This is a genomic window from Terriglobia bacterium (assembly GCA_036496425.1).
Taxonomy (GTDB): Bacteria; Acidobacteriota; Terriglobia; order 20CM-2-55-15; family 20CM-2-55-15; genus 20CM-2-55-15.
This window is the reverse complement of record DASXLG010000209.1, coordinates 1-10,880: the sequence shown is the minus strand read 5'-3', so window position 1 is coordinate 10,880 and position 10,880 is coordinate 1. Positions and strand designations below refer to the sequence as shown.

The window sequence follows — 10,880 nt, the reverse complement described above, 5'->3', positions numbered from 1 at the left end:
TGAGCGACCCCCGGCCGCCTTGCGGCATGGCAGGGGGTCGCTCACACACCATGTTGAAGGATTGCACTCACCGGATATTGAAGGTCACTTCCACCTTCACAGGCACATCCACCGGCGAGCCGTTTTTTGTGGCGGGGCGGAACCGCCATTTCCTGACGGCATCGACCGCATTCTGATCGAGTCCCAGGCCGACGCTCCGTATCACGTGAATCAGATCGACACCGCCGTCTCTGCGAACGATCGCTTCCAGAATGACGACACCTTCAAACCGCGCCTTTCTTGCTTCCTCAGAATATTCCGGTTCGACGCGATAGATCAGCTTCGGTCCCGTCACTCCTCCGCCGCTGTGGTTGCCGTCTCCGCCAATGCCGCCGTTACGTCCGGGACCTGCTCCCGGGCCGTCTCCACTTCCAACGCCCCCGTTGCGGCCCGTGCCGACGCCCCCGTTGTCTCCTGTGCCGGCAGAAGGCGGCCCCACAACACCGTTCGGATCGCCGATGTTCAGAAGCGTGATGGATCGCAGTTCGGCGATCTGCGGCGCAACGATCGTCGGCTCGACGATCAGCTCGGGCCGGGGATTCTTCGGCGGCTCCGGATCGGGTGGAACCAACTGTCTGTCCGCCGCACGCGGCAACTCTCCCCGAGAGGGTGGCGTGAGTTCATGTTTTCCGCCGCCGCCACCACCGCCGGAACGGCCGGGAAGCACAAGCGGTTTATCCGGCGCCGTGAATGGTTCGTAGAGGACGACGGCCGTCTCATTGAGTTTCGGCAGAACAGCTATCCGCGAGGCCCATGGAATCAGCGCGAGTCCCACAAGAGCGGCGTGAATCCCGATCGATAACACGCGCGGCGTCCAGGCAAAGTTGGTGTCTTCTCTGTATTCGATCATTGTCATCTCTCATTGGAGTTCTTACTTGCAATCAGCTGTTCCATGCGGTCCGCGGAGCCCCAGGCGGGCGCATCGGCTTGCCCGTCGGGCGGTTTCCATGCGGGTTCGTTCAAGACGTACAGGTTGAAGGGCCCTGAGCCCGGAGCGATACGGCCGCTGGAAACCAGGTTGAAGGTGTCGTTGCCCACCGTGAACGTGAGCGAGCTTCCACGAATTTCGCCGGCCGGCCGGAACCCCAGATCGGCGTGCGGTGTCAGCGAAAGGATGAACCGGCCGTGGAGCGGAAGGTAGAACCAGACGGCTGCTCCGTACACTACCTCGCCGGTGGTGATGGCCGCGGTCCCGGTATCTCCATTCAAGCTGATCCGCGGCAGACGGATTTCGAGCGCGGCATCGTCGGTCCGGAAATCCCTGGGCGCGCCCGTCTCATAAATGAAGTCGCCGTGCCACGGGTCGGATGCGGGCTTCGCGGACGGTCCCTGGACTGTGACATAGTCGACGATCTTCTGGCCCGTGGTGTTGTTCGTCAGGAGATCGAGCGAGAGCACTTCGCCGGCGCGAACGGTACGCACCGCGGGGCCGCCCCAGTCGGGCGCGGGAAGCGAAGTCCAGCTGGACGGTTCTCCGCCGAGCACGTAGGTCTCGTTGGCGCTCAACGTCAGTTCGCCGAAGCTCATCCGGTACGTGTTCGGTTCGGAAAGCGGCTCGATGGAAACGTCGTAGCCGAAGTACACGTGCAGGCGCCGGTCCCACATCAGGCGGTGAATCGTGCCCTCGCCCCCGATCGTGCCCCCGCCCAGATTCCCGACCTCCGGAATCGAGGGCTCCAGCAGCGTGTCGTAGAAGAATTGATACTTGCTGCCGCCCGCGCTGCCTCCGAGCAGCCGTCGCGACTGAGCCAAGGCGGGAGATGAGATGAAAATAAGGAGCAGGGCAGCGAGTTTCACATATGTGTGTGAGCGACCCCCTGCCGCCCCTTCGGGGCGACTGTCCCCCTCTATGAGGGGGACAGTAAACTCTCGCCCTGCTACAGGGGGAGAGCCGGCCGCGAAGCGGCCGGCAGGGGGTCGCTCACACACCATGTTGAAATCGAGTTTTTTGTGCGACGATCCTAGCGGGGACCGTAGTGTGGCAGCGGTTTGCCGGACTCGTACGCACCGATGTCCGGGGCTTTCCCCGCAAAGTCATCATTTATCGAAGGCAGGACCATTCCTGCGTCGATCGCTCGTGAACCCGGCTTGAGACGGAAGTCGAAGCCGTCCGGCTTGTACAGGTGCTGCGGGTTCGACTTATCCGGCATTGTGACATTGACGAATGAGTCGTAGTCGATGAGAACGCTGTGCCTATCCTGGCCGCTCGCATCGCTGTAATCCTTTAGTGTCTTATAGCGATGGACTACGGGTTGCGCCTTGTAATCTGCCGTCACGCCCTCTTTCGGAAGATTCCACTCGAAGGCGTCGTCTTTGCCGGGGTAGGGACGGAACGCGTTGTAATCCGAAGATGAGTAGCTCGTGTAGCTGCCGACGGCAAACACCGGGTCCGCCTCTTCCTGCGACAGGATCAGGTTATTCCGGAAGTGCAGGTTGCTCGCCGGACCGCGCGCCACCAGCTCGCCGACGAACGTATTCTGATAAACCAGCACGCCGGCCGGTGTCGCGACCAGTTTCAGCGAGCCGCCCGATGGCGTGTTGTACACCAGGTTCTGGTAGAAGTACACAGGGCCGCCGTACATCGGCTGCGCCGACAAAGCCTGCGACGCAGCGTTGAAGCAGCGGTTCTGGAACACGCGGATGTTGTGCGCGCCGCCGTCGCTTTCGAAGCAGTTGTCGCCCATGTTGAAAATATCGTTGCCGTAGAAGTCGATCGACACGGGCAGGCGGTCGGGGATCGGATCGGGTGTGCCGTCGGGATTGCCATACGTCGCCACATCGATCCCATCGTGCCAGTTGGCGACATAGTTATGCGCGACGACGTGCCCCTGGCCGTAGACCTTGATCGCATATTCACTCGTCAGCAGCTCCGGGTAGCCCGGGAACTTCTCCCAGAGCGCGCCGGTCCAGCTCATCATCTTGTCGGGATCGTGTCGGCCGATGAACGTGTTGTCGGCGATGTAATAGTTCTTCGACTGCGACCAGTCGTCTTGAATTGCGCGGCCGACATCATAAATTCTGGAATGCTTCAGCGTGAATCCACTGCTGCCGGCAATGTCCTTGATGCCGAGCATGAACGCGACGTTCGTATTCCGGATCGTCAGTCCTTCGAAATAGTTGTAGTTTGCCGCCATCAGGTTGAACAGGTTCTGCGCCCCATCGCCGTCGAAAATCGCCTCGCCGTCGCCCGCCGCCTTGATCACGATCGGTTTGTCCGGCGTACCGCTCGCGGTAAGGTAATACGTCCCGTCGAACACGGTGCCGAGCGAGAGATAGCCCGGCCGCGCGGCCCCGTTCATGTAGTGGAAACGGTCGCTGACGTAGGTGCCGGCGTGTACGAGAATCACGTCGCCCGGCTTCACGCGCGCGGGCCACGCGTTCTCGTAGTCGTAATGAGACGTGCCCATGTAATAGGCGGACATCAGGCCGGTGAATGCGGGCTCCTGTTTCTCACCCTTCCAGTCCACCGGATACACGTGATACGTCTTGCCTCCTGCCGCCGGCATCGGCTCTTTGCGCGTGCGGACCGTTACATTCTTCGAGGTGTCACCGGAAATGCCGTCGGGATCGGTCAGCACGAAGCGGCACTCGTACTCGGTGTCCGGCTCGAGATTGAGGATGCTGCCGGAAAACATGTTCGGAACCACCCAGTCGAATGGAGTCCTCGGAAGCAGAGGATTGTCCGAAGCCTGCGTCGGGCCGCCGTTCACCCATTCGTGTTGCAGCCGCAGCAGAGGCAGGCCCTTTTTCCAGGCCGTCTCTCCTCTCTTCCGATACGAGACGTCGACCGATGCGTTACGGTTGTCGTCGCCGGTGACCTTCCAATCGAAGCCGAGCGACAGCAACGTCGGCGGCTCGACAGAGAACTCGCCCGCAACGGTTCTGGCCTGCGCCTGCGCGCGGACGGGGCTGAAAAACATTAAAACGACAACGGCAATAAGGCTTCTGCGAATCATCGAGCAACTCCTCTTTCCATCTGCTGACACGCTTTGAGAATGGTTCTCTCACACGCCGCGAACTCATGCAAGGTCTTACCGTGATGCTGCGGCTGCCGGGGCTTCATACGAACGCGCCTGCGCAGGTGTCGTCGATTCATTTCTCCGCAAATGAATCACGCCCGATATCTACGTGCCGATGCATGCCAATTTACTGTTGAACGCGGGCGATCGTTTTCTTCCGGCGGCCAGATGGTACGTCGATCCGAACTACGACTGGGTCATCGTCATGGCGCGGCTTCGTCCGGGTGTCAGCGTCAGCCAGGCCGTTCGACGCGTGGGAACACAGCCGAAGCGGAAGCGACGCGAAAACGGATCCCCGGACCTTGCTCGTCAACGATGGAGGGCAGGGATTAGGCGGGCTGCGGCGGGCATATAGCGGACCTTTATATATCCTTCTCGTTCTTGTGGCTCTGATTCTGGCGATCGTTTGCGCAAACATCGCCAATCTGATGCTGTCTCGCGCCACGGCTCGAAAGCGGGAAATGGCGGTGCGGCTGAGCATGGGCGCCGGCCGGTTTCGCGTCATGCGGCAGCTGCTGACCGAAAGCATTCTGCTGGCGGCGATTGGCGGCGGAGCCGGCATTGCCGTCGCCGGATGGGGAATCCACGCCTTGACTGTTCTGATCGGGAATGGCAGCGACAGATTCACATTGCATGCGGAATTGAACTGGCACGTCATGGCCATCGCCGGTGTGCTTTCGACAATGACGGGCGTGTTGTTCGGATTGGCGCCGACGTTCCAATCGACTCGGATTTCGCTTTTGTCGGGCCTCAAAGAATCGCGCACCGGAGAGCGCCGCATCTTCCACCATTTGAAATTGAGCAGTGTTCTGGTCGTCGCGCAGATCGCGCTTACCTGCGTTATCCTCGCCGCCGCCGGGCTGTTTATCCGAACGCTCTCGAATCTGGAGTCGATTCAACTCGGCTTCAATCGGGAACGTCTTTTGACTTTCGGGATCGACGCGCGGCAGGCCGGCCATCGCGATTCTGAAATCGCCGGCTTCTACAGTGACCTGCGCGACGGGTTCGCCGCCATTCCCGGCGTTCGCAGCGTCACGCTTTCGCAGAAGCCGTTGGTCGGCGGAGGAACCACGGCCATGGAGGTCGCCATTTCCGGCTCGGACCCGAAGGCGAGGCGCTTGCTCAGCGTCGGAGCGAATTTCTTTACGACCATGCAGATTCCGCTCCGCCAGGGGCGTGAGATCGATGAGCATGACCGCGCGGGCTTGCCGTATGTCGCGGTCGTCGATGAGGATTTTGCCAGGAGCGCCTTTGGCGACGCCGGTGCCCTCGGCCGCCACATCCAATTGCCGCGCGCCTGTCCGGGCTGTGATATCGAAATTGTCGGTATCCGAAACGGCGGTGTACGGCAACGATTTGAAAGGCGACTCGGTGTTTCTTAAACAATTAGCGCCCGGAACCATTTATCTCCCGTTTTCACAGGCGGCGCTTGGGCCGCCAGGGCAAATGGTCTACGAACTGCGAACCTCCGGTAATCCGCTCGGATATGTCCAGGCGGTTCGTGAAATTGTCCGTCAGGCGGATGCCGGCGTCCCGGTTCACGACGTCAAAACCCAGAGCGCGCGGATTGACCAGTTGATCGGCCCGCAAATCCTGTTCGCCCGGCTGTGCACCGCCTTTGCCCTCCTGGCGCTGACGATTGCCTGCGTCGGCCTTTATGGAACCATGTCGTACAACGTCGCACGGCGAACCGGCGAGATCGGCATCCGAATGGCCCTTGGTGCTCAACGCGGCCGCGTCGTCTGGATGGTCCTGCGGGACGTGTTATTTCTGATCGCGATGGCGCTCGTGATCAGCGTTCCGGCGACGCTGGTTGTGCGGCAAAGTGGATCCAATCGTTTCTCTTCGGAACCCGGCCGAACGACCCCGTCGCATTGTTCAGCGCCATGGCCATTGTCGTCAGCACGCTGACGCTCGCCGGTTATCTGCCTGCACGGAGCGCCTCGAGAGTCGATCCGCTCATCGCTTTGCGGCATGAGCGATAACTTCAACGCGCGCATCATGATTTGTGATTTATGGATTGATTTTTTCAAAATTGGATTCATTTCCCGGAAAATGAATCCAGTTTTGTCATTTATGGATGCACATTTTTAAAAGCTGGATCGATTTTCCAGAAAATGGATCGAGAATTGCCATTTCTCGATTCACTTTTTCAAAAATGAATCCATTTTTCCAAAAGATGGATTCACGTTTGCCATTTGTGGACGCATTTCCCAGAAAATGAATACAAATTTGCCATTTATGGATCGATTTTCTTAAAAGCGCATCGATTTGTCCAAAAAATGGATGCAGATTTGCGATTGGTCGATGCATTTTTTAAAAACTCGATCCATTGTCCAGAAAATGAATCCATATTTGCCGTTTGTGGATTCATTTCTCGGAAACTGGATCAATTTCTCCAAAAATGGATCCCGTTTTGGCATTTGTGGATTCGTTTTTTAAAAACTGGATCCATTTTCCGGCAAACGAACCCAAATCTGCGATTTATGGACCGATTTTTTCGGAAATGAATCCATTTCCAGCGCGGCGCGTTCGGTTTGGCTGTAAGGCATTGTAACAATTGAGCCTGACAGGCAGATCGCGCGGCCGGAACGGCGACTGAAAGGCCAGCAGTCAAGGCTGTTTTGAACTCATCTTCCGCAGCGTCTGAAAGTCCGCTTCAAGATCTTCCAGCGTTAGAGATCCTTCGAAGATACTGTGCCGTTTCAGATACGCATCGGTTTCGAATTGATCCAACCCCAAGATTTGTGACAGTTCGTAGTGGCTTAGTTTTCCCCGCCGAAAAAGATCGAGAACATACGCTTCCTTCACCCCTTCAGACAGGTCGGATGTTTCGCGACGAAGCCGTTGCTCGACATCTGGAGGCAAATCCAATCGCACCGTGAAGGACATAACGCTCCTCTTATTGCAGTCTTGCGCCTATTGTAGGCGATTTTGAAAGGGGAGGTCGCTCCATACTGAGCCCACATCCTGTGGACTCCCTTGCGAAAGATGAATCGCCGTCGAGCTTAAAGCAAGTACTTTGTGATATAAAGTAAATGTATCTGGAGGACAGACGAATGACGTCGATCGAAGGGGTGATTTCTTCCGTGCAGAATTCGAGACTGGTGCGCCTTTGTATGGTAGGAGCGCTCGCGTTGATTCTGTTGATCCCGGTCGCAATGATTGGTTTTCTCGTCTCGGAGCGGCACGAACGGAGAGACGCCGCCATTGAAGAGGTGTCTGAGAAATGGGGAAGGGCACAGACACTCACAGGTCCGGCCTTGATCCTGCCCTATGCCGTACGGCGTGTAGAGACGGTCAACGGCAAGGAAGTCGTGCGCCAGGATACGGGTCATGCGGTCTTTCTGCCAAAGCGGTTGAAAGTGACGGGCCGGATCGACTCGGAGTCTCGCAGCCGCGGAATCTTTTCGATTGCCGTCTACCGCACGGATCTGACGGTCGAAGGAGAATTCAGCCGGCCGAACCTGGCTGAAGTGGACGTCGATCCCGGCAGTATCTTTTGGAATCGTGCGCATCTCGCGATCGGCATCACCGATGTGCGTGCTATCCGCGGCCAGTCGGAAGTCGCGTGGAACGGCAGCCCGCAGCAGTTTCTTCCAGGGACCAATGGATTTTCCGAAGGAGGTTCGGGCATTCACGCGCTCGTTCACGTCAGCCCGGAGGATTCGAGTTTCAAATTCTCGTTTCCCCTGTCGCTGAACGGCAGTGTGGGCCTGTATCTTACGCCGTTTGCCGAAGACACATCCGTACAACTCGCCTCCAACTCTCCATTTCCGAATTTTCAGGGGAACTGGCTGCCTTCGGAGCGGACAGTTTCTGCAAACGGGTTTGATGCCACCTGGCGGCTCTCATACCTCGGCCGGGACTATCCTCAGTGGTGGACTCGCGGCTCGGATTTCCGCAAACCTATCGCGGCATCCCGCTTTGGCGTGGAGATGGCGGACCCCGTCGATCACTATCGGATGGCTGATCGCAGCGTGAAGTACGCGATTCTATTTATCCTCCTCACCTTTGCGTTCGCATGGTTGATCGAAGTGACTGCCGGAGTGCGCGTGCATCCAATTCAATATTTGTTGCTTGGCGCGGCGCTCTGCGTCTTTTACCTGCTCGAGCTGTCGCTGTCGGAACATTTGACGTTTCCCGTCGCCTATTCCGTCGCGAGCCTTGCGGTCATCGGCATGATCGCGGCGTACAGCCGCGTGATTTTCGGCCGCGTGCGCCTGGCTGGAGTTATCTCGGCGACGGTGACGGTGTTGTATGGTTATCTCTTCGTACTCCTTACCAATGAAGACGCGGCATTGCTTGTGGGCTCCATCGGGTTATTCGTTATCCTCGGCGCGATCATGTTCCTGACTCGGCGCGTGAATTGGTATTCGGCGGCCAATACTGCACGTGAGTCGACGGAATCCGTTTAATCCAGCGTCAGCTGCGATCCAGCCACGCCCGCTTGCGTGGGGCGAGCGACCGGAAGATTTGGGACTTCGCCCGAGAGCATGGTTTTGTGATCGTTACGAAAGATACGGATTTTTCGGGATCGCAGTGCCGTCGATGGTGCGCCGCCGAAGATTGTGCGGCTCGGGCTTTGCACAAAAACCGGCTGAGGTGAGAAATGGCCTACATCGACAAAGATTGCGAGCCTTTACATAAGTTAAGGCCCCTTTCGGGGCCTCATATAGGCCGGGCCAGCCCAATAAGTAGAGCTGACCACAGCAACAACTCAATAATAACAAAGGCCGAATAAGTTTCAAGGGGGGCCAAAACTATCTGTCCAATCTCAACGAATCTGCCGCACTACATTTCTGCAAAGACAAGATGTTCCGGCGGACAAAGCCAATTCAGATATTCAGATTGGTGTAGGTAGAAATTGGCCAAGACCGAAATGTGCTCCGTAACCAATGGCGAACGGGGCGAGGACGGGCTCCGAAAATATCAGGCGGAAAGAGTATCCGCGGCGAACAGGGTCTTCCTTCCTGTTGCGGCGATACTCGACAACGTCAAAACGCCCGCTTCCTATTTTGTTTATCGGTTCGACTGGCTGGAGACTGGCATTGATTCTGTGATTCCGGCATTCACGCTCGACCTCGTTTTGGATGAATTGCCGGAAGTCCCGACCCTTTCGCCACAGTCTTGGAGGAACAAACGGCGTCGCGCTCTCCACTTCCGTGGTCCACACCCGTTGGGTAGACTCGGTCGATGGTCCTTGCCACGTTATTACACACCTGACCTTGGGACGATTTCCCGCCTGCCATAATTCGGTGACACCCCCTATCGCCCTGAGCTCATCCTGCTTGAAGCAATCCAAGAGGCTCAGAATGAGCACGCGATCGATACGGCCTTGTTTATTGGGCTCATGTGATTTGGATTCCAACGGAAGAATATAAACATGTCCATGATCCAACCGCTTGCTGCCATCCGCGGATTTCCCGCTGAATACGGAAGACACCTTCGTGGGATCATTGCCCATTCGAGCCTTGTGTGCGCCCATCAATCGGGTTCGAATCTGTTCGGCAACTTCAACTGTCGCCGTGACAAGCGGCAAAACGGTGGAATCCAAACTTAAGAGAACCGCGCCTATCTGTCTCGGTATCGCCGCTTTTAGTGACGGAGGATCGGTTGAAATGGAGTCGTCGGCACGCAGATACCGGACCTGCTTTAACAGTGGAGGAGAGCTGGTGTGTTCCTTCAGGAGTTGAGTCGTCGAAAATGTGAGAGCGTCCATCCAAGGTACTTTCGCGTTGTATTCGGCTGTCGGCACGGCGCATGCGACCGATACAAGTTCGCCTGAGTGACCGGCTTTGTCTACGACATCGCACACATTCCCCTCCTTGGGGACGTTGTCCTGAATCTCGGCGTGAACCCATGATTCCGAGCGCCCGAGATAATTCAGATTTTCCAGCAGTTGGCGAAGCGTTGATCGAAGATCAGCGGCGAGGTCCAAGTTTTCCCAAGTGATAAAACACTCGTGCTGCCGGTCGAAGACCAGAAAGGAGTCGAAAACCAGATTCTTATCAGTCGGATCGAGCGCATTGGCGCTCAGGTACGAACGCGTGTGGGTTGCTACGGCGCGCGGCAAAATGAATTTTGGTGGACTGGCTGCGAGCACCTGCAAGAGACCCCGGACAATATCTTTATCGAGCTCAGGGCATTTGCGCTGCCAGGTGTCAAATAAGGCCCTGAGGAGCCGGTACGGGGAAGGTGGCCACTCGGACGCGCCCTCGTTCACATGACGTCCCCACGGGGTTGCGTGATAGCGTCCAGCGGTAAATACGAGCCGAATCGAGATCATGCAGATGCGCCTGCCTTCTCACTTTTCTCAACGATCTTGACCTTCGTTTTGAGCCGCGTAACCGGAGGATCTGCGAACAATGGCGCGCAGGATTTGATCCCTTCTTGAACCTCTCGAAGCAATTCAGCGGCGGACGGTAATTCAAACTCTTTCGGGGCAGTCGCTCGAATGTTTTCAACCGTGAAATCACATGCCGTTCGCAATCGTAAACTGGTATCCAAGAAGCGTCGAATCTTCAGTAACGACAGCGCAATGAGGAGGTTCACGGCAGGCGCTCCCAGCCGGTAACCTCTGATCAGTGCCAAATCCAGATTGAAATAAGCGGTTATGCTATCGGCGACGTACTCGACGCGAGCATACGGCACATTGCTATATACTCCGGTTTCAGCCTTTTGATCGGCGACCTGCGTCTTTCCTGTAGGGTCGACCGGACTGTTTTTCACTCCGCCGGAAACGACCCGTACGACCTTTTCTGCTTCGATGAATCCTGTTACGGCACGTGGTGCCCGGACGCGTCCCCCTTCAAGCAGGGA

Annotated in this window: 9 protein-coding genes; 3 read left to right on the top strand and 6 right to left on the bottom strand. The window is 57.2% G+C overall.

What is annotated here, in order from left to right; genetic code table 11:
* Positions 1 to 67: 67 nt before the first annotated feature.
* The 3 genes from VGK48_15215 to VGK48_15205 all read right to left on the bottom strand — a co-directional run bounded on the left by VGK48_15215 (position 68) and on the right by VGK48_15205 (position 3,995).
* The gene (locus tag VGK48_15215; protein ID HEY2382524.1) at positions 68 to 889 is read right to left on the bottom strand and encodes an energy transducer TonB; all 822 of its coding nucleotides are present in this window, start codon (positions 887 to 889) and stop codon (positions 68 to 70) included.
* 2 nt (positions 890 to 891) lie between these two features.
* Positions 892 to 1,836, bottom strand: a complete 945-nt coding sequence (locus VGK48_15210; protein ID HEY2382523.1) for a hypothetical protein — start codon at positions 1,834 to 1,836, stop codon at positions 892 to 894.
* Positions 1,837 to 2,000: 164 nt separating this feature from the next.
* Entirely contained in the window at positions 2,001 to 3,995 is a 1,995-nt protein-coding gene (locus VGK48_15205; protein HEY2382522.1) for a hypothetical protein, read from the bottom strand.
* 287 nt (positions 3,996 to 4,282) lie between these two features.
* Here VGK48_15205 and VGK48_15200 point away from each other — a divergent pair, with 287 nt between their 5' ends.
* Together VGK48_15200 and VGK48_15195 are read left to right on the top strand one after the other, a co-directional pair.
* Positions 4,283 to 5,440, top strand: a complete 1,158-nt coding sequence (locus VGK48_15200; GenBank protein ID HEY2382521.1) for an FtsX-like permease family protein — start codon at positions 4,283 to 4,285, stop codon at positions 5,438 to 5,440.
* A complete protein-coding gene (locus tag VGK48_15195) occupies positions 5,430 to 5,969 on the top strand; it encodes an FtsX-like permease family protein (GenBank protein ID HEY2382520.1) in 540 nt (179 codons plus the stop codon). Before VGK48_15200 ends, VGK48_15195 begins: the two co-directional genes overlap by 11 nt.
* 702 nt (positions 5,970 to 6,671) lie before the next feature.
* On the opposite strand, the gene VGK48_15190 is transcribed toward VGK48_15195, so the two are convergent.
* Positions 6,672 to 6,950: a UPF0175 family protein gene (locus tag VGK48_15190; GenBank protein HEY2382519.1), complete on the bottom strand. Its 279-nt coding sequence runs from the start codon at positions 6,948 to 6,950 to the stop codon at positions 6,672 to 6,674.
* Between the two features lie 167 nt (positions 6,951 to 7,117).
* Between VGK48_15190 and creD the strand changes: the two genes are divergently transcribed.
* Positions 7,118 to 8,476, top strand: coding sequence for a cell envelope integrity protein CreD (creD, locus tag VGK48_15185; GenBank protein HEY2382518.1), 1,359 nt, complete (start codon positions 7,118 to 7,120; stop codon positions 8,474 to 8,476).
* A 428-nt stretch (positions 8,477 to 8,904) separates the two neighbouring features.
* On the opposite strand, the gene csb2 is transcribed toward creD, so the two are convergent.
* Together csb2 and VGK48_15175 are read right to left on the bottom strand one after the other, a co-directional pair.
* Positions 8,905 to 10,347 (bottom strand): type I-U CRISPR-associated protein Csb2, encoded by a 1,443-nt coding sequence (csb2, locus tag VGK48_15180; protein HEY2382517.1) that lies wholly within the window; start codon positions 10,345 to 10,347, stop codon positions 8,905 to 8,907.
* On the bottom strand, positions 10,344 to 10,880 hold a 537-nt coding region (locus VGK48_15175; GenBank protein ID HEY2382516.1), incomplete at its 5' end, for a type I-U CRISPR-associated protein Cas7. The genes csb2 and VGK48_15175, both read right to left, overlap by 4 nt.

Excerpts from the sequence above, each read along its gene's own strand:
- VGK48_15215 (HEY2382524.1), bottom strand. The coding sequence starts at position 889 with ATGATCGAATACAGAGAAGACACCAACTTTGCCTGGACGCCGCGCGTG.
- VGK48_15205 (HEY2382522.1), bottom strand. The coding sequence starts at position 3,995 with ATGATTCGCAGAAGCCTTATTGCCGTTGTCGTTTTAATGTTTTTCAGC.
- VGK48_15190 (HEY2382519.1), bottom strand. The coding sequence starts at position 6,950 with ATGTCCTTCACGGTGCGATTGGATTTGCCTCCAGATGTCGAGCAACGG.
- creD (HEY2382518.1), top strand. The coding sequence starts at position 7,118 with ATGACGTCGATCGAAGGGGTGATTTCTTCCGTGCAGAATTCGAGACTG.
- csb2 (HEY2382517.1), bottom strand. The coding sequence starts at position 10,347 with ATGATCTCGATTCGGCTCGTATTTACCGCTGGACGCTATCACGCAACC.